This is a genomic window from Streptomyces sp. NPDC088254 (genome assembly GCF_044740925.1).
Classification (GTDB): Bacteria; Actinomycetota; Actinomycetes; order Streptomycetales; family Streptomycetaceae; genus Streptomyces.
On record NZ_JBIURQ010000005.1, the window covers coordinates 249,898 to 273,320 of the forward strand.

A 23,423-nucleotide genomic window follows, 5' to 3' on the forward strand; every position below is an offset into this window, starting at 1 on the left:
AGGTTGCGGCGCTTCATCGGATCGTCTCCATGGTCGGACTCGCTGATCAGGGTGAGCCGCGCTCCCGGCGGCCGCCGGTCACCAGTCCTTCTCGGCGGTGGTCTTCGCCGGGCCCAGCACCTCCACGTGACCATGATCGCCGTAGAGGGAACGCCGCCAGCGCGCGAAGACCTCGGCGGTACGGTCTGCCTGCTTCTGTTCTCCCACTCCGTAGTCGACGCGGACCACGGCCACGCTGCGGGCGTTGCCCGCGGGCACGCGAACGTGCACGCTCGTCACGTGGGCGGCGACGGCGGCGTCCGCCTTCGTGGCGCCCGATGTGAGGTACGCGCGGAACTCGCGCAGCATCGGGTACCAGCGGTGGGGACCACTCGTAGGCACTCCTTCGCCGTCGTCCGTGGTGTCGCCCTCGGGAGGATCGTCGGCATCCCGATCGCTGGTGGTGTCGGGGAGGGTGCTCTGGTCGTCGCTGGTGGTGTCGGGGAGGGTGCCCTGGTCGTCGCTCGTGGTGTCGGGGAGGGTGCCCTGGTCGTCGCTCGTGGTGTCGGGCAGCTCTTCCTGACCGTCGTCGCTCGTCCCGTCCGCCGCCGACGCTCCGGATCCCCCTGTGGCCGCCGCGGCTCCCGAGCCGGCCGTGGCCGCCGTGTGCGTCCCCGGGCGTTCCGTCCCGCAGGCTGTCAGCGGCAGACAGCAGCAGGCGAGCAGCGCCGCCACGGGCGCGTACCGAGTCATGATCGTCATGTGACGTCCCCCTTTCAGCCTGTCAGAGAGGCACGCGCGCCCCCGGGTTCCCCCGGCCTGTCAGGCGGGCAGCCGCCGTCCAGGACGCCCGCGCGGCGAAGGGCCATGACTGCCGGGGAGAGCGGCAGCGGTCACTCGTTCTCCGTCATGGTCGTGTACGCCTCGTGGCGCACGTCGGCGTCGGTGTGGCCGCGCAGCAGACGCAGCAGCGCACGCCACTGTTCGGGCCAGCCGAGCGCGGGGCCCGTGCCCTGCACGACGCCGACCGCCAGCAGGCCCTTCGCGGCGCTCCCGTCGCGGGCGAACAGATCGGCCGCGGCCAGCAGGGCCTCGGTGTGACGAGGCAGCGCGCGATGCGCCGCCGACGTCCGCAACCGGCCGGTCGTGTGCGTTGCGACGGTCACCCCCGCGCCCTCGAGCGCGTCCGCGAGGTCCCGCAGCCGTGCGAGCAGTTCGTCGGGGTCCACGACATGATCGGCCAACTGGCCCAGAAGATAGGCTCTTTCCATAGCCAGGAGGGGCTCCGGCGCCAGCTGTCGCGCGACCGCTTCGAGCAACTCGGTCCGCACTCCGGCCACATAGCCGAACGACGTCAGGGTCCGCAGCCGCTGCAGCGCCGGCAGGTCCCGGCCCTCCAGTGCGTCGCAGCCGCCCTGAGCCGTGTGCATCGCGGCCATCAGCTCGGCCACCGCCGCGTGGTACACGCTGCCCGGCGCGGCGCCTCCCACGGGGTGCGCGAGATCGGACGCGGCCAGATCGCGCAGCACCCACCCCGCGCACTGCCAGTGGGTACGCTCGCCGAGGTCGCAGACCGTACGGGAGATCCGAACGGCCAGGTCGGACGAGTAGCGGCACCACACGCCCATCGCGCGCAGCAGGGCGTAGCCGCCCCCGAAGCCCTCCGTGAGCGCGAGGCACGGGTCGTACGCCGCGACGATCACGTCGGCATAGGCGCGGCGGTGCGTCTGCGCCAACTCCCAGGGGGTGACGCCCAGAAGAGCCATGTGCACGGGGAGGGCGTCGTCACGTGCGACATCGTCGAGCAGCCGCCAGGCGTCCGGCTCGCCGAGCAGCGGCGGCAGTGCGCGAACGACGGCAGCCCGCACGTCCGGGTGGCGGTCCGGGGCGCGGAAGGCGTCCAACAGCAGGGACACGGCCCGCCGGGGCGGCAGGAAGCGCGCGGCCAGCCGTACGGCCTCCTTGCGGGAGGTCACCTTCGCGGGTCGCTCTCCGGTGAGCAACGCACCCAGCGCGACGCCGAGTTCGGACGGGGCGGTGAAACGGGCGGCGCGGGATGCCGCGTACACGGCGACTCGGGCGCGGTCGCCGCCGGCGTGCTCCAGCAGCACCGGCAGGGCGTCGTGCGGCCGGTCGGTCAGGGGCAGCGCGGCGAGCGCCGCCTCGGCGACGACCACTTCCGGGTCGTCGGTGTGCGCGAGCGCCAGCGCCTGCCCGAAGTTGGGCACCGGGGCGGCCGCCCGGATCAGGGCGGCCCGCTCGTCGAGAGAGAGGGAACCGTCCGCGACCGCCTCCGCGGCCAGCCGGACCGCCGCCCCCTGCTGGCGGGGCAGCCAGCGGTCGCCGTCGGCGAGGTCCGGCAGCGGGCGCCGGGCCCCCTTCACCAGGAAGCGGCCGTGGGGCGGTGACGCGTCGAGCAACGCGTCCAGCAGGTCCGTCCGCCGCCGGCTCAGCACCCGCAGCACCGGGGGGAGGACGACCGACGACGGCTCGAGCGCGACGATTTCGGCGGCCCGCTCGTCTCGGGTGGCCGGCGCCGCCAGCCACAGCCGGGCCGCCTCCCGGAACGTCTCGTCGTCACCGCGTTCGAGGGCCGCGGCCAGCCGCTCCTGCAGTTCGGGCAGCCCTCGGGCGCGTGGTCCCAGCGCTGCGGCCAGGCCCAGCAGCAGCCGGAAGTCGGCGCGGGCGGCCCCGGCGTCGAGCCGGGGACGCAGGGCCCGGAGGATCTGGTGTTCCTGGCCCCGCCGCAGGTCGCGGTGGAGCGGGCCGAAGTCGGGCACGCCGACCCGGCTCACGATGCGCTCCAGGGTGCGCAGCGCCCACTCCCGCAGGGGCGGCGCCTCGTCCGCGGCGTGTTCGACGAGCACCCGCACGGCGAGGGTGCGCAGCGCCGTCAGGGTGTCGGCCGAAGCGTCCCGTGCCTCCAGCGCGTCCGCCGCGATCGCGTCCAGCGACGGGGCGTCGTCGGGGCCGAGGAGCCGCGGGTGCGTCTCGGCCAGTGCGCGGAGCGCCTCGGCGCGTACCGGATCGCGCTCGTTGCGCAGACGGCGGCTCGCCGCGGTGAGCAGCTCGGTCATCGCCGCCCGGCCGCCGTCCCGTGCGGCGCACGCGACGAACAACGGCCAGGCGATGGCCCGGTCGTCGGCGTGGGACCGTCCGATCCCGGCGAGGAGCGCGGGACGCGCCTCGTCGAGCGGGCCGTGGGCGAGGGTGTCCAGGTCGCCCCACCAGTAGTCGCTGCCGTCGAACTCGGCCGCCGCCCGGCGCACTTCCGCCCAGCGGCGCTCGCGCGGCAGGAGGTCAAGGACGCTCAATGCCGGGTTCCCGCGGGTTCCCTGGGCGGTGACCGCGTCCACGAGCGCGGGGCGCAGACCGGGCGCGACGGCCTTCACCAGCGCGGTGAAGTGGCCGCCGCGGTGAGCCCAGTGGCGGGCCAGGGCGGTCAGCGACGCGAGGTCGGCCCGCGCGAGCCTGTGCAGCACCGCGGACGGCGGTATCGGTTCGTGGCGCTGTTCCTGGCGGTCGGGTGACGTGATCCAACGGATCAGGCGTGCGGGGTCGGCGGCGGCCAGGGGGCCGAGTCCGTTGTTCAGCGCCGACGGCGGACTGCCGGGGCCGTGCCGCTCCATCAGGGTCAGCACCCGCTCGGGACGCAGCGGCGCCAGTGCCGCGACCGTGGTGGCGTTCAGGCGCCACCAGTCGTCGCGCTGTTGTGCGCCGGCCCGGTCGGCCAGGGTCTGCTCGGCGTGGTCCAGAACCGGGTCGGGATGGCGGCGCGCGAGCCGCGTCCAGCCCTCGACGGCGTGTGCCAGACCCGGCAACTCCCGTGTGATGAAGGGGGCTGAGCAGGCGGGGAGCAGCCGTGCGGCCTCGGCGTCGCCCCACTGTGCGCGCAGTCGCGCCACCATCCGCTCGGCGAGCGCGCTGCGGCCTCCCACGGCGAGCAGACGAGCCAGTCGCTGCCTCAGCACAGCCGGTGCGTCGTCGTACGCCGCCTCCAGCGCACCGTCCGGCACGGGCAGGTCCCGTGCGGCGCGGCGTGCGTACCCGGCGACGACGGGGTCCGCGTCGGCCAGCCGCTCCGCGAGGTACCGCGCGTCCCGTCCGACGAGCGCCGCCAACGCCGCGAGCCGCCGCTCGTACGGTCCCCGCCCGTCCAGCTCGGCCAGCAGCGGGGCGAGCGTCCCGTCGTCCGCGAGTTCGCGCGCTGTGCGCGCCGTCAGGGACAGCCGCGCGGGGAACGGCAGCGGCTCGAGAGCGGAGAGCAGTCGGTCCGCGGTGGTCGGCATGCGCCGATTCTGCCGGGCGGGATTCCTCCACGCGATCGAATAAGCGCTGACGAATGCCGATTGCACGGGAGTTGGACGGGCTCCGCCCGCTGCGGCACCCGTCCGCAAGGGGGTGGATTCCGCGTCGGGCGGGCAGGGCGGGCAGGACGGGCAGGGGGGCCGTCGGTCAGCGGGTCAGCAGGTCGATCACGCCCGTGAGGTCCTCCTCGCCGTCGGCCGGCTCAGCACCGGCATCGCCACGAGAGGCGCGAGGGCGGTCTGCAGGGATGTGGCGTCGACGAGGCCGCCGACCCTGACCGTCAGCCCCAGGGTGATCCCGCCGGCGGTGCCGACCCGGGAGGGCAGGGTAGTCCTGGCCGAGCGTGACCTGCAGCGAGAGCTGGTCGCGTCCGTGCTCTTGGGTGTCGACCCCGGCATGTTCGGCTCGGGCAGCAGCGACACGTCCTCGTCCGGCAGTCTGCCGCGACTTCGCGGCGGACTGCCGGACCGAGGCCGACGCCAACCGCAAGGAGGAGTGCCGGATCGTCGCCGTGGTCGACAGCGTGCAGGCATTCTGGAAGCAGACGGAGACAGCCGCCGGCAAGCCCTACCAGCAGGCCCCCACGTTCCTGTTCACCGGCAGTGTGAACACCGGCTGCGGGAACGCGACTTCCGACGTCGGCCCCTTCTACTGCTCAGCCGACGTTGGTGAGGCGAACGATGCGGCTGACGGGCTGCGCACAGAGGAGAACGAGCGCGGCGGCGACCCTGGCCCGCAGGGGCAAGGAGGCGTCATTGAGGACGCGGCGGAGCATCGCGAGCCGGCGGTGCTGGTGCAGCGGTTCCGGGTCCTGGGTGATGACGGCGGGCGGCAGCGTGAGGCGGGGCATCCGGCCGGTCCTCATGCACCACCGCAGGAATGACCGGGACGGACGGCGGGTGGCCAGGCTCTCAGTGTGCCGGGCGTCGATGTCGGCCTGCTGGCACTGCCCGAGGTACGTCCTTGGCTGGCGAGCCATGCCAGGAAGGCACCTGCCTGGGCGACTTCCTGCTTGGTGTGGTTGGTCTGGGAGCGTCCCAGCGGTGCCTTCTCTGCCTTTGCCCGCAGGCGCCGCATCTGGTGCCAGGTGGCGAAGTGCCGGAGAAGCTGACGGTGGTTCGGGCTCCTCGATGGTGGCGAACCGTTCGGTCAGCCACCGCTGGTAGAGGATGAGCTGTCGGTCGAGGCGTGGCAGGACTCCGCTGTCCAACAGCAGGTCACGCAGGTGATCGATTCGGGCCTGCGCCCCCTGCTCGGGCTCGCCCTCCCGTCGACCGCGCCCGGCCAGCGGCCGGGCGCCGGTCCCTGCCTGCCTGTCGGGGTCATGCGGGGCGCTGTGGTTTGGTGGGGGTTCGTGCGACAAGGAGCGCGATGTCGTCGGCGTGGTCGGTGGCCATGCCTGCGATGAGTTCGTCGCAGAAGGTGTCGAGGTCTTCGCGGGCAAGGGCGGCGGCGTGTTGTCGTAGGCGGGTCATGCCGTGGGTGAGGTCTTCGCCACGGCGTTCGATGAGGCCATCCGTGTACATGAGCAGGGTGGAACGGGCGGGCAGCGTTTCGGTGGCGTGGTGGCGCGGGAGGCTGGGGTCGACCCCGAGCAGGAGACCGCGGCCGCCTTGGAGGTAGTGGGTGTCGCCTTCGTGGGTGACCAGCAGGGGTGGTGGGTGGCCGGCGCTGGAGTAGGTGAGCGTCCAGCCTCCGTCGTCGTCCTGGTCGAGGAGGGCGTACAGGCACGTCGCTGTGGCCTGCGGATAGAGAACGCCGTGTGCGAGGTCGAGCCGGCGCAGGATGTGCCCTGGGGGTTCTTGGCGGTCGCAGCCGATGCCGCGCAGCATGTTGCGCAGCTGGCTCATGGTGATGGCGGCGCGTAGATCGTGGCCGGTGACGTCGCCCATGATCATGGTGGTGCTTCCGTTGGGCAGGGGGAAGCTGTCGTACCAGTCGCCGCCGACTTCGGCGGTGGCGGCGGCGGGTGCGTAGCGCACGGCCATCTGCAATGGACCTGTTTTGGGGAGGGCGGGCAAAAGGGAGCGCTGGAGGCGTTCGGCGATGTGCTGGGTCTCGCGGTGCAGCCGCGCGTTGTCCACGCCCAGAGCGATGCGGTGGGTCAGGTCCTCCACCATGGCGAGGTCGTCGTCTGTGAGGGGGGCGCGGTCGGCGGAGCGGGCGATGGTCAAGGCCCCGAGGACTTGCCGGCGGGCGCGTACGGGGGCGACCACAGCGGTGTGGGTGCCGAGCTGGTCGAACAGCTCGAGCTGGCGGGCGTGTAGCGGGTCGGCGGCCTCGTCGGGTCTGGGGATGTCTCCTGGGGTCAGCAGCAGGGGTCCGGCACCGATGAGTGCGCGTGAGAGCGGCCCGACGGGATCTTCCGGGATGTCGGGCAGCAGCCCTGTCAGGCCGCCGACCGGCAGTATGTCGGGATTGCGGTGCACGACGCTGACCCTGCGGGGCCGGCCCTCGTCATCGAGTAGGTCGACCGCGCACCAGTCGGCCAGCTGTGGCACCAGGATCCGGCACACCCGTTGCACCGCGGCACGGGAATCGAGCGTGCTCGTCATGGCCGTGGTGGTCTCCGCCAAAAGGGTCAACCGGTCCAGCGCCCGCTGGACCACCTGGTCCACCTCGAAATCGTCCATACCCCCTCCTTCCCGCCAAGCCCACGAACGAGCCCGCCAAGCCCAGGAACGAGCACCGGATAGGGCATGCCCGCCCCTCAAAGCGCCTAACAGCTCACACGCGGATCCGGTCCCGACTCCGAGTCGGGAAAAGAATCCAGCGTGGCCAGTTCAGCCGGTGGCCCGGGGCGGACAGCTGCTGGGAGTGTGGTCCGGGATCCGCAGTAGGGGAGGAGCTGACCTGCTGAGTGCAGCGATGGTTCGGTGCACAGCCGCTCGTGTCGTCTGCTTTGTCCGGCACGATACGACGGTCAGTCTCCTCAGCAGGAGACCAGGGACACGGGCACGCCACTCCTTCCCTCATGCGGGGCACAGCCCGCGGCCGGCACTCGGCGCTCGGCACGTATTCATGTCCGTTCGCCGATCATGCCGTGCTGTCGTCGGGTGGGGCAGGCACGGGGCGAGGATGGCGTCGTTTGGCGATGCGGGCGTGGGGCCGTCGGTGGTGGCGTCGCGCTGCCTGCTCCGGGGGGCACCGGGCGGAGCGGGCCGAACCGTTCGCAGGTCGAATAGCGCACACCGCGGACCACGGTCACGCCGTCCTCGACGCGCACGGCGGCAGCCCCAAGGCGACCTGTTACCCGGGTTGGGTCAGCCTGGCCGCCTTCCGGCCGTCCGCGGCGCCTGTCCCGTGACCACGAGGGTGCATCGGGACGCCGCGTTCGACCGCTTCGTCACTCGCCGGCGACGGAGTGACCACCGACAACGATGTGACTTGACCGGGTGTTACGCGTCGTTCGCAGGGAGACGCGGCGAAACGGACCGCCGACTCAACGAGCGGTGCCACCCCTCGACGTCTTTCGAGTTCGCAAGGTCGCCTCCGGGAGTCATTCCGGTTCACCAGCGGCGGCCGGTTCCAGGTCTGGGCGGGGCTGCCCTTGCTTCGACGGGCGTGGCTCGGGTGTGGGCGACTCGTCGGGGTTCCTGTCCATGGCGAAGCGCTCCTGTACGCCGGGGCTGTCGAGGAGCCGGGCCGGGTAGCCGGGTCCGGTCCGCACCGCGACGTCTTGGTGATGAAGGGTTTCACCGCAGGGTGCGCTGGGTGTGCGGTTTCGGTAGATGGGCAACCCGGTGCCGTGAGGGCTGCCGCAGTAGCGCTCAGCACACCCGCGGCAGGTTTCCTCCCCCCCTGCACTCGCGGACGTTCGTCGGCCGCCGGATACTCGATGCGGGCTGCATGCCCCTGCGCCGCCGCCCGGGTGTGGAAGGGCTTCATCCTTTCGGCCCTGACCGATATGGAGATTGCGTCATGCGCTCCCGAAGGAACCCGCTGACTCCACTCGAGGCGGTGACGGCCGGCCTGCTGGCCGGGGTAGTGGGAACGGTGTGTCTGGATGCCGTCCACTACCTGAAGTACCGTCGCGCAGGCGGAAGGGACAGCCCGCTCGCCTGGGAATTCGCGCCGGTCGAAGGCTGGGAGAAGGCCCCCGACCCGGGGCAGGTGGCGAAGCGGGTGATCGAGGGTTTCACCCAGCGCCGGCTTTCTGATGGGTCCGCCTGGCTCACGAGCACTGTCGCTCACTGGGCCTATGGTTCTGCGGCGGGCGCCGCCTACGGCATCGTGGCCGGATCACTGCCCAGACCCTCCCCTGTCCTCGGCGTGCCGTTCGGTGCCGCAGTGTTCGCTGGTGACTACGTCACCTTGCCGATCGCAGGGCTCTACAAGCCGATCTGGCAGTACGACAGAAAGGTCCTGGCCCTGGATCTCGGCGCGCACATCGCCTACGGCACCGGCACCGCAATCACCTTCTGGCTCCTCACCCGACTCGGCACCGGCACGGTCAGGCAGAGACCGTAAGCCGCCCCGCCCGCCAGCCACGGCCATGCCCGCCACGGGACTCAGCTGATGGGCATCGGGTTCGCGTCGGGCCCGTTGCCCGACCATCAGCAGCCCATGATCACGTCCGGTGGCGCTGAGGCAGGCGTCGAAAGGCCGGATGGCCGAGCGCGTGGCACAAATCATCGCCCCGCTATCCCGGCCGCCGACCTTCTCCGACGCCGACCGTGCCTGGTCCTTGCCGCCGGCCGGACCCCCGGCGTCGTCCGTGGTCCGGTCGCAAGAGTCCTGTCGTGGCGGCATCCTGCACGAACCCAGGAGGTATCAGCCATGGACATGAAACTTGAAGTGGTGGTGGTGCCGGTATCCGACGTCGACCGGGCCAAGAGCTTCTACACGGGATCGGGCTGGAGACTGGACGCGGACGTCGCCCCGGACGAGACCTTGCGTGTATTACAGGCGACGCCGCCGGGCTCGCCGGCATCGGTCATCTTCGGCACCTCCGTCACGTCCCAGACGCCGGGCTCGGCTCAGGGCCTGCACCTGATCGTGGACGACATCGATGCTGCCCACCATGAGCTGAAAGGCTCGGCGCCGCGTCGAGCGCGGTGTTCCACCACGCCGGCGGCATCTTCCACCACGCCGGGACGGAGGCTCGAGTGCCAGGGCCGGATCCACAGCGCACGAGCCACAGCTCGTTCCTGTCCTTCAGCGACCCGGACGGCAATGGACGGCTCCTGCAGGAGGTCACCACACGGCTCCCGGGACGCCTCGACCCCGCGAACACGACGTTTGCCTCCCCGGACGTACGTAGTGGGAGTGTGAAGCGAGTCGCCGCTGCGGTGGGCGAGAGGTCCGCAGCAGTGCGGCTCATCCTCGATCGACGAAGAGCCGACGGGGGCCGAAGTCGTGTGATGGTCGGCGCGGGGCTGGCTCGTTGGCCGTCCAGGATGATGCCACTCCTGCGATCCAGACCGGGCTCCGTGGCCGGTTGCGGTGATCAGCCTGCCTGCGGTGGTGCACACCTTGCTCACGCCGCGAGACCCACTCCGGTCACGGACGCGAGCACACAAGTGCGTGCCAGGAACCTGCTGGTGCACAGTGCTGGGCAGGGGTGCATTCTGGAAATCGGCAGTTCCGGTCATTGCGGACCGGCGGCGGCGATGCGAGCCAGGCACACGAGAGATGAACGCCGAAGGCGCCGGCAGCTGATGGCCATCTCGATCCAGGGAGCAGATCATGCCATCCCTACACTTCCACGTGAACTCCTCGATGAGCCCGGAGGAGGTGATGGGCGTGCTGACGAACTTCAGCCCATCCCGTGTCGAGGAGTGGCCGACCATCGACGCTGAGCACTTCCAGGTTCACGAGCGGGGTGACACCTGGGCGGAGGTGACCGAGGGGAACGACAAGTCGTGGGAGCGTGCACGCTACGAATGGGACCCCTCAACGAACAGGGTCACCGTCACCACTCGTGACTCGGTGCCTTTCGGCTCAGGGGGCTGGCGGTTCCAGATGACTCCCACGGACAACGGCACCCGCGTCGACGTCAGACTCGAACGGCACCCCACCTCGTTCAAGTCAAAGGTGATGTCCTCGATCATTCCCTTCGCCGGGCCAGTGTTCCGCAAGTCCTTCCGGGAACCTCTGCACACCACGTAGTCGCGCCACTCCTGCCCAGGGTCGCGTCAGCACTGCCCAGCATGCGGGTGACCAGCTCGGCGCCGTGAGGGGCATGCACCACGGCCGCTGATGGTGACCCGCCGAAGCGGACTCCATCGAGGACGAGCTGGGTGATATAGCACTTCATTGGGCCGAGCGTCATCACGACGTCGCTTCGGGCGACGCTGCCTTCGATGCGGGCGGCGGGCGGGGCGCGGTCGCTGGAGACGCACTTGTCGATGTCTCCGAGGGGAGCCGTTCATGACCACGGCGAAAGACCTGTTCCTCCTCGCCATAGACCGGAATCAACCCGTGGGTCAGGGCGACCTGTCCCTCACACTCGCGGGAGCAGAGCTGATCGATCTCATCAATGCGGATGCGGCCGCCGTGGACGGCGACCGCATCGTGCCAGGTGGACCGTCGGCGCTTGATGATCGGTTTATGCGCGAGGCTGCGTCAGGGCTCACTCGTCAGGCGCCCTACGAACGGATCGAGGACTGGCTGTGGCGCCGGGGCAGGGATCTCTCGGCCGCGTACCAGGCCGCCCTCGAGGAGAGCGGTGAGCTGACGCCGCAGAGAGGCCGCCGGTTGTCCTTCCTCTCGGAAAGCCTGAAACCGGTGGACACGCCCGCACACCGCCATGCAGCCGACCGCTGGAGAGAGAGGGAACCTGTCCTGACCGCCCTCGCCGCGATCGTGGGCATTGACGACGAACGATCCGACGATGAGGCTGGCCTCGATGACGAGGCGGTGACGAGTGTGCTGGCCACCGTCCACGACGCGGTGATGGAACTCGAGGCCGTACGCCAGAGGCGGACCATTGAGAACGCCGCCTTCACCAACCTCTGGCGCGGGCCATGAGCTGAGCCTGCCGTCAGCAGCGTGTCCGACGGCGAGCGATCGCATAGCGCCGAGCGTGGCCATGCATGCCCTTTGACTTCCGCCGACGCCACCTCGCGGGGCCACGCCAACACAGGCTCGGGCAGTGGTACGCGTTCGGCTCCATCCCGCACACTTCGTGACGGCGTTGCGGTTGCCGCCGGTCAGCGACACCGCGAGCGGGATGCCCTGGCCGTCGGTGAGGATGTGGTGCTTGCTGCCCGGTCGTGCGCGGTCGACCGGGCTGGGTCCGCTTCTGGGCCCCTGCGTGCGGCCCTGACGAGGGAGGAGTCGATCACCGCCCGGGACCAGTCCGGCTGCTCCTTCGCCCGCAGCCTTGTTCAGCAGCACCTGGCGGAGCTCCGTCCCACACACCGGCCTCGTTCCAGGCCGCCGGGCGGCCCCAGCACGTCATGCCCGACCCGAAGCCGAGCTCCTGGGGCAGTGGATGCGGCACTTCAAGCCGCGGAAGCGGACGTGAGCCCCGACCCTGAGCGCCGGTCGGGCCCCGCGACGTCCCTTCTTCGACGACATGGTCCGTCAGACCGCCGCCGGCACCATCGTGCCCATCCAGCTGCGCCCCGGGACTACGGTGCACTGTTACTGGGTGACCAGCGCCGACCGTGACCGACTGGACGACCTCCACAGCGACGACACGCGTCTGCCGCCCGAACGAGAAGCGGCTCCCGCGAAGGACGCCAGCCGCAACGCGTCGGTGGCGGTCACCACTTCGGGGAAGACGACCGCGTCTCCGTCCCACGATCCGCCACCGCTCCACATCACCTCCGGCATCCCCGCCCGCGACCTGGTGCAGGCAACGCGGCCGCTTCTGGGTGGCGTTGCCCTGGAACCAGTCGGCCTCGGCGTGCACCGCCCCGTTGACGGTCACGGCGTCGGGCGACAGGCCGAGCCCCAGCACCTGCGTGTAGAAGCCGACGTTGATGTCCGCGCTGTGGGCCCCGGGCTTGGGCTGCGGGCTTCCGCAGGGAAGGGCTGAAGCCCATGATCGAGGGTCACCGAACGAGACCCGACCCCGACGCGGCCGCCGCTTCAAGCCCCAGCGCCGCCACGCGGACAACCGTTACGGAGGCGGCTCCCTATTTCGGTAACAACTGTTACCATGCTGGCATGGCGAAGACACAGCTGGGCGCCCGCGTGGATGAGGACGTCGCGGAACTCGCGAAGAAGCGCGCCGCCGACCTTGGACTGAGTATCGGGGACTACCTCGCGCGGCTGGTGCAGGACGACGCCAGTGGGCTGCGCGCCCGAGCGGTGGGGGCGGCCGCCCGCTTCCTGGCCGACCACCAAGCGGTCTTCGACGAGGCCGAACAGGCCCAGCAGGCGCCCCGGGGAGCGCGCGCGGCTTGATGGACCTGCATATCGACGTTCCCTGGATCCTGCAGGTTGCCGAGGCCGCCGGCGCGGACGACCCGGCCCCCGACGACTACGGTGTCCCGGTCTCGGCGGTCGCCCGCCACCGGGCCGAGCTGTTCGAGCACTCCGTCTACGACGGCCCCTATGCCAAGGCCGCCGCCCTGGTGCACACCTTGGGCCGGTGCCGCTGGCTGGAGCGCTCCAACATGGCCGTCGCCGCCGCTTCTGGCGTCATGTACCTGGAAGCCGCCGGGATCTCCGTCAAGCCCGGCCGCGAGGACGCCATCGCCCTGAAGGACCTGCTCCTCGATCCCGCCTGCACCGCGGGGAGGATCGCCGCTCTGCTGCGGACCTGGCCGACCACCACCTGACGTCCCAAGGCACGCCACCGAGTCCCAGGACCCGGGGGCGGGCGCAGGCCGCTCGCGCAGGCCGGTGACACAGACGCGGCCGCAGGGGGACCGGCGGGGGAGGGGGGACATGGCTCATGGTGCGCAGGACTCCGTCCTGGCGGGGGCCGCCGGCGAAGTTGTCGGTACCCGGACTCTGGTCGCAAAGTGACGCGGCCCGCAAGGCAGTTCGCCCTGCCGTGCAGCGGGCTGGGCGGCACACAGCCTTCCACGCTCCCGGCTCCCGCCGTCCGGTTCCGGTGACCTATTGGTCGTTATGCGGCTTCCTGGCCCGCAGATGTTCCCGTCCCGCCACGAGATTCGGCATTCCGCCGGCCCGCGCACCGGTCACACCCGCCCGGCCCATGGAAGCCGCGGCGGTGGATGCCTGTCCTCTGCCGCGCAGCTGGGGCACTGCGGTCCCGCGCAACGTGCGAAGGAAGTGCGGGACCGCAGGCCGCGGCCGTCCTGTCGAGCCGAGAAGGGGACCGTACGTCACCCGCCGCCGGTACCCCGCGCGGCACTCCGCCGCACCGCCGGATCCCGGCCAGGATCCGCGCGCTGCCGACCGGCGTCGCGCCCTGCGGCGGAGCCGGCCACCGGTTCCACACCGGGTGGCCGCAGCCCGGCCAGGCCGCCCGGCAGGGCGCCGCGGGTCACACCAGCGGGTCCGCCCAGCCCACGCGAGAGCGCCGGGTGCACGCATCAGCGGATGTCAGTGCCGTTTGGCACGATGACGATCATGAGTCACAACATCGCGTACTCCACCGCGGACAAGGCCGACGTCCTGGCCTATCTGGGCAGCAACGGCAATCTGAGCGCAGACCGACTACGCCGTCTCGAGTCGATGCGGTAGGCGGCGCAGGCCGCCCAGGACGACCTTGACCGCCAGGGCGTCGACTGGGGCCTGTCCGTCCCCGACGCCCTTGACCACCTCATCGCCGGGCGCGCCGACTCGGACGCACCGTGCGCGGGCAACGCCTACCACCGCGCTGTGCAGCACATCATCGACCACAACGCGTCCGACCCGATGCACCTGGGCACCTACTCCAAGCCCTCGACGTTCTTCGGCCTGGTCGACGACGAGATGCGACGCCTCGGAGTCCCCGCCGACCTGCTGCCCCACGGCTACCTCTACGGCGGGCTGCCCGACGGCTTCCCGTTCATACCGCACCCGGTGGACGGTTACCCCGCCATCGGCCATCTGCCGCTCGCCAGGACCAAGCCCGCCGCCGAGGCCTACCGCGCCGTCCTGGACCGGATGGCCGCGGACTTCCAGTACGACGTGCAGGAGCTGATCGAAAAGCTCGAGGCCGAGCACAACGAGTGGGAGTACGCCACGAAGAACATCGGCTGGTACACCCAGGACACCCTCTTCTTCAAGCTCACCTGATCGACCATCCTGGGGAGCGTCGGCGCCGTGCGGGCATCCAGCCCGGCACGTCAGGGCGACGGCTCACCCGCGGCTGCCGGCGACGACCGCGGCGAGACCACGGCCACGCTCCCGGGCAGGACCAGCCTGCGCACGGACGCCGCGAACATCGAGGGGAGGTGACCACCGTGCGTGCCTGCTTTGGCTTCGTCGAGCCTGACAAGGACGCCTTCACCGCGCGGGGGTGGGCCCCGACAGTCTGAGCGAGGACAGCCGGGGCCCGGCGGTCTACAGCGGCTGCCGGGTTTCCGAGCGGATCTGCAGGGCGGTCTCGGCGGCCGTCTCCAGGTCGATGTCGGAGGCGGGCTGCCCGACGTTCTCCGCGGTGATCTCGGCGACGACGGCCGCCGTGTTGCCGTCCGCCCAGGCGCAGACCGGGTACACCAGGGTGGCGCCGGCCTGTGACTGGGAGACCACCTCGCAGGTGACCGTGGTGTCCGCGCCGCTGGGACGGAAGTCCTTCGGTTGCACGGCAACTTTCAGGCCGTCGGCCTCGCCGACGCCCTTCAGCATGGCGTCGCGGCCGTCGTCCGTGTTCTGGAACCGGCCGTACATGCCCGAGACCACCAGCATGCCCTCGGTGTCGTCGCCGTTGAGGCTGTACTGCCCCACCGTGGAGTCGGTGACCTTGGCGTCCCAGGCGCCCTCCATCTCCTTCTCGATCGACTCGCCCTCGGTGTCGGAGAGGTCTTGGCCGAGCTTGTAGCGCCCGTCGAGGAGGGTCTTGGGCAGGGTGAGCCGGTACTCGGCGTCGGGGAAGTCGTTCTCGATCTTCATTCCGATCAGGACGAGCGCCACCACGCCGGCCACGCCCAGCCCGACGACTCCGCCCACGATCCCGAGCACCAGCCCGACCCGGCTCTTCTTCGGCGGCTGGGCCCAGCCGTGGGGCGGCGGGGGGTACGGGGCGCCGTACGGCTGCGGCGCGGGCGGCTGCCCGTAGGGGCCGGGGGGCGGCGGGCCGGGCAGCGGGCCCTGGGGGCCGTAGGGGTGGGGCGCGTGGGGGCCCTGCGAGGGCTGCGGGCCGTACGGGTTCTGCGGCGGCGGAGGCGTGGACACGTCAGCACGTTACTCCACGGGTGTGAGGCGCCGGGCCACCGGTTCCCGATCCGCCGCAACCGCACCACCGGCGAACTCGCCTGCTATCGCTGCTTCTCACCCGGCCGGTGCCGCTGACCGAGCCGGTGCGTGTCGCCGGATGCAGATGGAGTGTGGAAGAAACCTTCCAGACCGAGAAGGGGCGTGGCGGGATTCGATGAGCACCAAGTTCGCCGCTACCCCTCCTGGACCCGCTGGGTCACCCTCGCGATGCTCGCCTACGCCTTCCTGGCAGTCGTCCGCGCCGACGAACATGCCCGCAACCCCGCCCCGGACGGGCTGGTCCCACTGTCAGACCACTCCGTCAGGCCACCCGCCGTTCAGCCCCGGCCACTTCGGCGAGCAGCCGGGCCGTGGCCGGGGTCGCGATGTCGTGGGCGACTCCGGCGCGGAGGACGGCTCCACCGATGGCGTCGAGTTCGAGCGGGCGGCCGGCCTCGGCGTCGCGCTGCATCGAGGACTTCATCGTCCCGGGGACCCGGTCGAAGAAGGAGAGCAATCCCTCGGCGCTCACCGACGTGCCGGCGGCGCGGGCCACGGCCGCGACCTCGTCGAGGACGGTGAGCAGTTCGGCACGGTGCCGATCACGGACGACGCCGACGTCGGCCTGGTGGCGGGTGGTCAGCAAGGCGAACGGAGCGAGGAAGGCCAGCTTGTCCCAGAGCATCGCGCCCTCGTCCTCGCGCAGGATCACTCCCAGGCCGGTCTGCCGCAGGAGCTCCGCGAAGTCCTCTGCGGGGGCGGCGAGTTCGAGATTGGCGAACGGACTGGTGTGGGTGACGCGGCCGGGTGCGACGCGGGTGGCCTCGACCCGGATGGTGCCCGCGACGACCCGGGCCGAGGGGAAGCGCCCGCGCAGCACCGCGATGTGGTCGAGGCCGTTGAGCAGCGGGACCACGACCGTGCCCGCGCCGACCATGTCGACCGGGATGCGGTCGAGGGCCTCGGCGAGCATGGTCTGCTTGACCGTCACGAAGACCGCGTCCACCGGCTCGCGCAGTTCGGTGTCGGCTTCCACCGCCGCGGTGAACTCCCCGAACTGGTCGCTGTCGACGCGCAGTCCGTCCTGGCGCAGCACGGCGACGGTCTGCTCTCCGGCCAGGCAGACGACGCGGTGTCCGGCACGGGCGAGCAACGCGCCGATCAGGCCGCCGACTCCACCCGGGCCGAGAACGGCCACACTCAGTTTGCCGGTGCTCATATGTGCTCCTGTCCAGGGAGGTTGCGGAATCGCACGGCCGGAGTCGGGAACGGCCAGGCCCGTGACGGGTCGACAGCCGCCCCGTCAGGACCGCTTGGGACCGCGGCGGAGACGGCGGGCGGGAGGCCGACCTGGGCCCGGAACGATCATCAAAGCTGCCGAGACTCAAGTCAACCCACGGATCTACTGAAGTAGACCCAGGCTGAAACTTGGGTCTCGGCGCTGAGACGCCTCGAGTCCCCATGTAGTCCCAGGCAGGAGCGGCGTACGGGGCGAGGCGGAGCGCCGCGCGCCCGGCGTCCTCCGTATCGCCTACGTCGCCCGGCCCCTCGCCCACGCTGGGGAGCTGTCGGGTCAGACCCGGGGGGTGAGGCGGCTGCCGATCAAGCGGGCGGCCTCGGGGTGGGCGAGGTACTCGGCGATGCTGTGCGCGCGGTCGCGGGCGTTGACCACCGCGAGGTCGGACAGACCGTCCGCCCAGTCGTCGGCCAGCGGGCAGCCGATCGCCACCGCGTCGGTCGGGCACCAGACGTTGAGCCAGTCCGTGACGATGTCCGGACGCTTCGCCCCGCCGACGAGCAGCCTGCTGTACACGCTGTCCAGGCCCAGGGGGCTGCCGGCCGTGGTCAGGTGGACGACGTTCACGCCGGGGGAGAGCCGGGTGGTGAGGTCCAGCCCGACGACCGTGCCGAGGCTGTGGCTGACCAGCACCACTTCGCCCGCGTCCGGCATCGTCTCCTGCACGCAGTCCAGCACCGCGTCCCGGATGCGCCGGTCGTCGAGGTACGCGGCCACGTCGCGGAAGACCAGGGCGATGGCCCAGGCGTCGAGGTCGCTCCTGGCGGCCAGCCAGCCCAGCCGTTTGTGCAGGCCGCCGACCACGTCGTCCATGCCGATGCGTTCGGTGGCCAGCCGGCTCTCGTGCGGCATGTCCCACTTCGCGGCGGCCTCGCCGATGATCTCCTCGTACACCGCGCGCGCGGTGTACGAGGAGGGCGCGACCGCCTCCGCCGCCGTGGCGGTCGGGGCCTCGGCGAGGCGGGGGACGGCCTCGTGCGCGGTCAGGGCCTCCACCAGCCGGTCGCCGTAGTAGGGGAACCAGACGTCCGCCGGGTCGACCGGCGGGAGCCCGGCGCGGACGAGCCCCTGGTTGAGTCCTCCCGCCCATTCGCGGCGCAGGCGCTCCGGGTCCTTGCCCTCCTGGGAGCGGCCGTGCAGGAACACCAGGTGCCGGCCGCCGCCGAACGCCCCGTCCCGGGCGCGCAGACCGGTCCCCGCGGCGGCCTTCTCGACGGCCGGCCGGGACGCCGCTGCTCCGGCTCCCGCCGCCGCGGCGTCCCGGCCGACAGGGGGAGCCACCGTGCCGACGGGGGGAGCCGCCGTGCCGCTCAGCCCCGACTCCGGGCCCATGTCGGCCAGCAGCTCCCGTTGCTGTGGGGTGAGGGGCAGGGCGGCGAGGTGCTTCAGGATGGAGCTGATTCGCACGCCCTCGTTGGACACCCAGTCGATGGCGTCGTCGCCGTCGCCGGGCTGCCAGACCTGTCCGTCATGGCGCAGGACGCGGCCCTGGCCGTCGGTCCTGGGCACCCCGCTGTGGTGGAGTGCGACGACCTCCCACTGGTCGTTGAAGACGGGCGAGCCCGAGTTCCCCGGCTCGGTGTCCGTCATGTAGTGGATGAAGTCGTCGAGACGCGTCTGGAGCATGTTGTCGCGTACGGCGATCTCCTTCAGGCGGCCCATCGGATGGCCGATGACGTTGACCGGCTCGCCGATCACCAGCTTCCCCGGCTGGGCGCTGAGCCGGTTCCAGCCGAACGCGTCGCCCGCGGGCCGCTGGTCAGGGCCGGGGGCGACCCGCACCAGGGCGTAGTCCAGGCGCGGGTCCGCCGTGAAGAACTCGTCCGGGGCGAACTCCAGTCGCGTCGGCGGCTGGGGGACGTTGTCGACGGTGACCTGGGCGTCGAACTCCACGAAGCTCTGCCGGGCGGCCTCGGCGTCCGGGAGCACGTGATGGTTGGTCATCAGCAGGGTCGGCGACACCAGGAAGCCGGTGCCGACGGGCAGCTCACGGCCGTTCTCCCGCACGGAGATGCGGGCGACCGTGCGCGCCGCCCGGGCGCCGCGCGGCAGGAAGCTCCAGGCCTGCAGTTCCTTGGACACCCCGAGGATGCGCTCGTACGCGGCGGCCGGGTCCAGCGGCTCCGCCCGCACCGCCTCCACGAGCAGGGCGGCGGGCACCGCCTGCCGGTCGAGCAGCCGGGCCGCGCGCGCCGCGAGCGCGTCCTCCGCGTCCGGGAAGGCGACCCCCGCCTGCTGTTGCCGCTCGACCGCCCGCCGCTCATCGCCGGTCTCTGCGTACCGTGCGGCCGCCGCCGCGACCTGCCGCTTCCGCTCCCGGCGAGACCTGTCCGCCGTCACCGCCGTCGTCGTCGCCGTCATGTCAGGTCACCGCCGTTCCGGCGGTGTGCCACGGCACGAAGGCGTTGGTCAGGCCCGTGAGAGACGTGCGCAGCTCCGGGTGGTGGCGCAGCAGCACCGTGATCATGGAGTTGTCGTCGATCCAGGCCATGCCGGCCTTGGAGTACACCTCGGGGGTGTAGTACTCGGTGAAGAAGCGGTCGCTGTTCAGTCGGCGGGACGCCATCAGGATGAAGATGCGGAACGCCGTGTCGCTGAAGGCGAACCCGGCCGGCAGCTTCTCCGCGTACAGCCCGACCATCAGGTCGACCTTCTCGATGTCGCCGTCGTAGAGCGACTGGATCTGCTCGGCCCAGGCCCGGTTCTCCGTCAGCTCCAGGAAGTTCGCCGCGGGCTTCAGCCGCAGCAGCCGCCGGAACTCGTTGTAGCGGGGGACGCCCAGCTCCCGGGAGCGCAGGATGTCGGTGGCGGCGAGGTCCTGCAACTGCCCGTCGGGCCGCTCGAACTCCTGGAGGAACCTCGGGAAGTTGTGCAGGGTGACCAGCCCGGGGTGCTGTGTGCCGAAGCTGTAGAGCAGGTCGGCCATCGCGGTGGTCTCCAGGACCTTCAGCGCCCCGGGGCCCGCGATGTCGCGGAGGGTGCAGTGGCGCAGGCTCGCGTCGTCGGCGGCGGAGCGCAGGTGCCAATCGTCGCGGACGAGCGGGTGCATGCGGTAGACGGCGACGAACTCCTCGGTGAGGGAGTACGGGACGCCGTAGTGGTCCGTCTCGCCGCCGGGGATGCCGCTGACGACCTCGCTGTCGCTGATCCGGCCGAACAGGTTGTGGACGCGCTCGCCCGCGACGCCCCACCAGTTGGCGCGCAGCGCCTTGACGGTGGTGGGGTGGCTGATCACGGCCGGGGTCCACTCCACGGTGTGGATCTTGGCGAGGAGCGCGGCGTTGACCAGCCGGGCGCGCTGGAAGAGCTCCTCGTCGTTCCAGGACGGGTAGGCGCCGTGCAGGTGACCGCAGATCGCGTTGTGCTCGCGGGCGAACAGGTCCTGCATCATGGCGAGGCCCAGCCAGAAGCCGGGGACGTGCGAGGGGTCCCGGGAGGGGTCCGAGGGGATCGGGGACTGCTCGTCGTCCCACAGGTGCAGCTTGCCCAGCTCGCCGGCGCGCATCAGGCGCTGCTCGGTCTCGTTCGTCCCGTAGATCTGCGAGGCGTCCCACCAGTGGGAGGACACGTTGACGCGGGTGTCGGGTGTCCCGGCGGGCGCCTGCGGGTCGCGGGTCGGGTCGTCCGGGGTCCGCATGATCCGCATGGGGTGTTCCGGCCACGGGTCGTCGTCCATGAGGGGCACTTCCCAGGGACGTTCCGTAGGGCTGGTCCCGTGGCTGAACCAGTCGCGGACCATGAACTGCAGCCAGGCGGCGACCAGCGAGTTGACCGACTCGGCGGGTATGAGCTCGTCGCGGGTGAGGAGGGTGCGGCTGACCTCCCGCGGGGTCGGCGCGGACAGCACGTCCCCGGGGGCGGCCGGTGCGATCCGGTCCAGCGGGATGTTCCGGCCGAAGCGGGTGCCCGCCATGCCCATGCGGGGCTCGGCGAGGTCGTTGTGGCTGCCGTCGGCGGTCCGGTTGACCTTGTGGGTCTCCGAGGGGGGAGCGGGGTCGGGCAGGTTGACCGAGGGCAGCCGACCGGTGTCGTGGAGGTTCTTCTGCCGGAGCTTGACCCGCAGCCCGAGGAGCGTCAGCAGGCCCGCGATCACTGGCAGTCGGTCCCAACCGAAGCGCCGGTCCACGCCCTCGGCGACGGCGGTGACGATCCGCCAGGGCAGTGACGTGCGATATCCGGCTGGGGAGCGTCGTGCGGCGCGTCGTCGCTCGGTCATGGCGGTGCTCCTTGGGCGGTTGCGAGGATCACGTCGCTCGCCTTCTCGCTGATCATGTAGATGGGGGCGGCGACGAAGAATCCGGGGATGCGGGGGAAGACCGAGGCGTCGACGATCCGCAGGCGCTCCACTCCGCGCACCCGGAAGTCGCTGTCGACGACGGCCGAGGGGTCGTTCGTCCGGCCCATCCGGCAGGTGCAGGACGCGTGGTGGCCCCACGCCTCGTCCTGCACGAAACGGCGGACGTCGTCGCGGCCGTCGACCTGCGCGCCGGGCCACAGCTCCTCGGCGATCACGGCGCCGGCCCTGCGGTTCATGCCGCGCACGAACTCCACGGCGCCGGCCATCGCGTCGAGGTCCACGGCGTCCTTGTCCGTGCCCTCGTCGAAGTAGTGGAAGTTCACCAGTGGGGTGTCACGGGGGTCGGTGGAGCGCAGCCGCACCCGGCCCCCGGTGTTGTGGGTGCGGCTCTTGAGGATCGCCCAGGTGAAGCGGTCCTTGCTGCGGGTCAGGTCGAGCGAGTAACCGGGCCGGTAGCCCCGGAAGTCGAAGGGGCCGCCGAAGATGAACAGGTCGGGCGCGTCCAGCTCCGGACGGGACTTGCGGGTGACGCCGACGACGGCCCCGTTGGTCGTGTACAGGCCCTGGCCGCGCTGCCAGGCCCGGTAGCAGCGGTCCGGTTCGCTCCCCGGCCGCGGCGGGTGGAAGTTGCAGTCCTTGAGTACCGGGAACTCGCGGTCCATCCGGCTGACCACGCCGACCTCGTACCGGTCCTGCAGATGGGCGCCCACGCCCTGGAGGTCGACCCGCACGGGGATGCCGTGCCGCTGCAGCTCCTCACGCGGCCCGACACCCGACAGCATCAGCAGCTGGGGCGTGTTGAACGCGCCCGCGGCCAGGATCACCTCGCGGGAGGCGAAGACCCTGCGCAGGACCGGCGACGCCGCGTCCGGTCGGCTCGCGGGGTCGGCCCGGTAGGAGTGCGCCCCGTCCAGGTAGTCGACGCCGATCGCGGCGCCGTTCCCGTCCAGCACGACCCGGGCCGCCAGCGCGTCGGTACGGACCACCAGCTCGTCCGGGCGCCGGCGCTGGACGTCCTGCACCCGCTCGCGCACGGCGCTGCGCCGTCCGTTCGCCGTGGAGAGGGGGATCTGCCACAGCCCCTGCAGGGCATGCGTCTGCGCCCGCCAGTCGTTGGGGTCGACGAAGGACCCGTACCCCTCCAGCGGGGACAGCGGCCGGTCGAGGAAGTCGGCCAGCGTGTCCTCCGCGGCCGACAGGATGACCTTCAGCAACTGCTCGTCCTGGACGGCCAGCCGGGGGTCGGCGAGGGCGGTCGGCAGCCAGCCGTCGAACCCGTGGCGGGCGTCGTTGCGGTACCGGCCGCCCGTGAAGGGCAGCGCCTTCAACAGCGCCGCCAGCAGCGGGTTCGCGGGCGGCTCCTTGGGCCGCGGCCGGTAGGTGCAGCGCTCCAGCCGCTCGAAGTAGCGGCGCATGGCGGTGCTGCGCCAGGTCGCGTCGCCGGTCTCCTCCGCGATGGCGTCCCAGTCGCGGTTGTAGGGGTAGACGGTGATCAGCGCGTGGTGCGCCGTGCAGCCGCCGACCGTCCCGGCACGCGGGTAGAGGACGCCTCCCTGCTCCCGGACGAACTTGCCGTCGCGCTGCTGCTGCCTCTCGTCGGCGTAGTGCCGTACGAAGTAGTTCCAGCACTGGCCCGGGTCCTCGGAGGCGTCCGCGTGGAACGCGGGCACCCGGTACGCGTCGTTCTCCGGGGCGCCGCCCGCGTCGAGGAGGAGGGTGCGCAGGCCGGCGGCGGCGAGGTTGGCCGCCAGCGGTCCGCCTCCCGCCCCGGCGCCGACGACGACGTAGTCGAAACCCGTCTCGGCCGGGGGCGCGGTGCCCAGATCGTCCGTCACTTCCGCTTCCTCTTCACCGAGTTGACGAGCGAGGCCACGGACAGGACTGTGTTGACGGCCGAGATGAGTGTGGTCAGCACCGCGGTGCGCGGGGGGAGCCGGCCGTTCAGGCCCAGTGTGGCCGCCGTCGCGGTGTCGCTGCCGTGGATCAGGACGGCGTCGCGCAGGTCCTCCCGCAATCGCTCGTCGCGGTGGGTGAGCAGATCCAGGCCGATCAGGATCGTACGGATCCCGAAGAGCCGGAAGGCGTACACCGCCGCCGGACTGGGTGGCTCGCGATCGGGGTCGAGGCGCCGGATGAGCAGCTCGGGCGAGAGGAGTCCGGCTGCCCCGTTGACGATCCGGATTCCAGCGAGTGCGTAGACCGAGACAGCGTGAGGCCCGGCCATCTGCGTGGCCATCATGTCTCCTGACGGTGCGGTGATTCTTGCGGTGACGGGAA

General features: G+C 71.6%; 17 protein-coding genes and 5 pseudogenes. 10 read left to right on the forward strand and 12 right to left on the reverse strand.

All coding sequences use genetic code 11. From position 1 onward, the window contains the following. Positions 1–78 precede the first annotated feature (78 nt). From ACIOC0_RS16830 to ACIOC0_RS16840, 3 genes and pseudogenes are all read right to left on the reverse strand, one after another. Positions 79–741, reverse strand: coding sequence for a hypothetical protein (locus ACIOC0_RS16830; protein WP_402155745.1), 663 nt, complete (start codon positions 739–741; stop codon positions 79–81). A gap of 131 nt (positions 742–872) precedes the next feature. Further along, positions 873–4,268 (reverse strand): hypothetical protein, encoded by a 3,396-nt coding sequence (locus ACIOC0_RS16835; protein WP_402155746.1) that lies wholly within the window; start codon positions 4,266–4,268, stop codon positions 873–875. Positions 4,269–4,487: 219 nt separating this feature from the next. Then, positions 4,488–4,644, reverse strand: a pseudogene (locus tag ACIOC0_RS16840) (MFS transporter); the annotation flags it as partial. A gap of 154 nt (positions 4,645–4,798) precedes the next feature. Here ACIOC0_RS16840 and ACIOC0_RS16845 point away from each other — a divergent pair. Beyond that, entirely contained in the window at positions 4,799–5,170 is a 372-nt protein-coding gene (locus ACIOC0_RS16845) for a neutral zinc metallopeptidase (RefSeq protein ID WP_402155747.1), read from the forward strand. 439 nt (positions 5,171–5,609) lie between these two features. Here the strand turns inward: ACIOC0_RS16845 and ACIOC0_RS16850 are convergent, their stop codons facing one another. After that, on the reverse strand, positions 5,610–6,920 hold the full coding sequence (locus tag ACIOC0_RS16850; RefSeq protein WP_402155748.1) for a PP2C family protein-serine/threonine phosphatase: 1,311 nt from the start codon (positions 6,918–6,920) through the stop codon (positions 5,610–5,612). Positions 6,921–8,208: 1,288 nt separating this feature from the next. Between ACIOC0_RS16850 and ACIOC0_RS16855 the strand changes: the two genes are divergently transcribed. The 4 genes and pseudogenes from ACIOC0_RS16855 (at position 8,209) to ACIOC0_RS16870 (ending at position 11,259) form a co-directional block, all read left to right on the forward strand. Beyond that, positions 8,209–8,757: a hypothetical protein gene (locus ACIOC0_RS16855; protein WP_402155749.1), complete on the forward strand. Its 549-nt coding sequence runs from the start codon at positions 8,209–8,211 to the stop codon at positions 8,755–8,757. A 309-nt stretch (positions 8,758–9,066) separates the two neighbouring features. Beyond that, a pseudogene (locus tag ACIOC0_RS16860) lies at positions 9,067–9,506 on the forward strand (VOC family protein); the annotation flags it as partial. Between the two features lie 469 nt (positions 9,507–9,975). Further along, positions 9,976–10,398 (forward strand): hypothetical protein, encoded by a 423-nt coding sequence (locus ACIOC0_RS16865; protein WP_402155750.1) that lies wholly within the window; start codon positions 9,976–9,978, stop codon positions 10,396–10,398. Positions 10,399–10,659: 261 nt separating this feature from the next. Then, positions 10,660–11,259, forward strand: coding sequence for a GPP34 family phosphoprotein (locus ACIOC0_RS16870; protein ID WP_402155751.1), 600 nt, complete (start codon positions 10,660–10,662; stop codon positions 11,257–11,259). A gap of 153 nt (positions 11,260–11,412) precedes the next feature. Here the strand turns inward: ACIOC0_RS16870 and ACIOC0_RS16875 are convergent. Further along, positions 11,413–11,722 (reverse strand): annotated as a pseudogene (locus ACIOC0_RS16875) (transposase); the annotation flags it as partial. Between the two features lie 315 nt (positions 11,723–12,037). After that, positions 12,038–12,244, reverse strand: a pseudogene (locus ACIOC0_RS16880) (hypothetical protein); the annotation flags it as partial. A 161-nt stretch (positions 12,245–12,405) separates the two neighbouring features. Here ACIOC0_RS16880 and ACIOC0_RS16885 point away from each other — a divergent pair. From ACIOC0_RS16885 to ACIOC0_RS16900, 4 genes are all read left to right on the forward strand, one after another. Then, a complete protein-coding gene (locus ACIOC0_RS16885; protein ID WP_402155752.1) occupies positions 12,406–12,645 on the forward strand; it encodes a hypothetical protein in 240 nt (79 codons plus the stop codon). Beyond that, a complete protein-coding gene (locus ACIOC0_RS16890) occupies positions 12,645–13,022 on the forward strand; it encodes a fic family toxin-antitoxin system, toxin component (RefSeq protein WP_402155962.1) in 378 nt (125 codons plus the stop codon). Before ACIOC0_RS16885 ends, ACIOC0_RS16890 begins: the two co-directional genes overlap by 1 nt. Positions 13,023–14,034: 1,012 nt before the next feature. Then, positions 14,035–14,433: a hypothetical protein gene (locus ACIOC0_RS16895; protein WP_402155753.1), complete on the forward strand. Its 399-nt coding sequence runs from the start codon at positions 14,035–14,037 to the stop codon at positions 14,431–14,433. 27 nt (positions 14,434–14,460) lie between these two features. Then, positions 14,461–14,595 carry a hypothetical protein gene (locus ACIOC0_RS16900; RefSeq protein ID WP_402155754.1) on the forward strand — a complete coding sequence of 45 codons (135 nt, stop codon included), beginning with the start codon at positions 14,461–14,463 and terminating at the stop codon, positions 14,593–14,595. 105 nt (positions 14,596–14,700) lie between these two features. Here the strand turns inward: ACIOC0_RS16900 and ACIOC0_RS16905 are convergent, their stop codons facing one another. Then, a complete protein-coding gene (locus tag ACIOC0_RS16905; RefSeq protein WP_402155755.1) occupies positions 14,701–15,531 on the reverse strand; it encodes a hypothetical protein in 831 nt (276 codons plus the stop codon). On the opposite strand from ACIOC0_RS16905, the pseudogene ACIOC0_RS16910 reads away from it, so the two are divergent. After that, a pseudogene (locus tag ACIOC0_RS16910) lies at positions 15,493–15,864 on the forward strand (IS701 family transposase); the annotation flags it as partial. The gene ACIOC0_RS16905 and the pseudogene ACIOC0_RS16910 overlap by 39 nt on opposite strands. 10 nt (positions 15,865–15,874) lie before the next feature. On the opposite strand, the gene ACIOC0_RS16915 reads toward ACIOC0_RS16910, so the two are convergent. The 5 genes from ACIOC0_RS16915 to ACIOC0_RS16935 form a co-directional block, all read right to left on the reverse strand. Next, on the reverse strand, positions 15,875–16,771 hold the full coding sequence (locus ACIOC0_RS16915) for a ketopantoate reductase family protein (RefSeq protein WP_402155756.1): 897 nt from the start codon (positions 16,769–16,771) through the stop codon (positions 15,875–15,877). Positions 16,772–17,125: 354 nt separating this feature from the next. Beyond that, positions 17,126–19,210 carry a trypsin-like peptidase domain-containing protein gene (locus tag ACIOC0_RS16920; protein WP_402155757.1) on the reverse strand — a complete coding sequence of 695 codons (2,085 nt, stop codon included), beginning with the start codon at positions 19,208–19,210 and terminating at the stop codon, positions 17,126–17,128. 1 nt (position 19,211) lies between these two features. Continuing rightward, positions 19,212–21,065, reverse strand: a complete 1,854-nt coding sequence (locus ACIOC0_RS16925; protein ID WP_402155758.1) for a peroxidase family protein — start codon at positions 21,063–21,065, stop codon at positions 19,212–19,214. Continuing rightward, positions 21,062–22,981: a GMC family oxidoreductase gene (locus ACIOC0_RS16930; RefSeq protein ID WP_402155759.1), complete on the reverse strand. Its 1,920-nt coding sequence runs from the start codon at positions 22,979–22,981 to the stop codon at positions 21,062–21,064. The genes ACIOC0_RS16925 and ACIOC0_RS16930 overlap by 4 nt, the downstream gene beginning before the upstream one ends. After that, entirely contained in the window at positions 22,978–23,385 is a 408-nt protein-coding gene (locus ACIOC0_RS16935) for a hypothetical protein (RefSeq protein ID WP_402155760.1), read from the reverse strand. Before ACIOC0_RS16935 ends, ACIOC0_RS16930 begins: the two co-directional genes overlap by 4 nt. Positions 23,386–23,423: the final 38 nt, after the last annotated feature.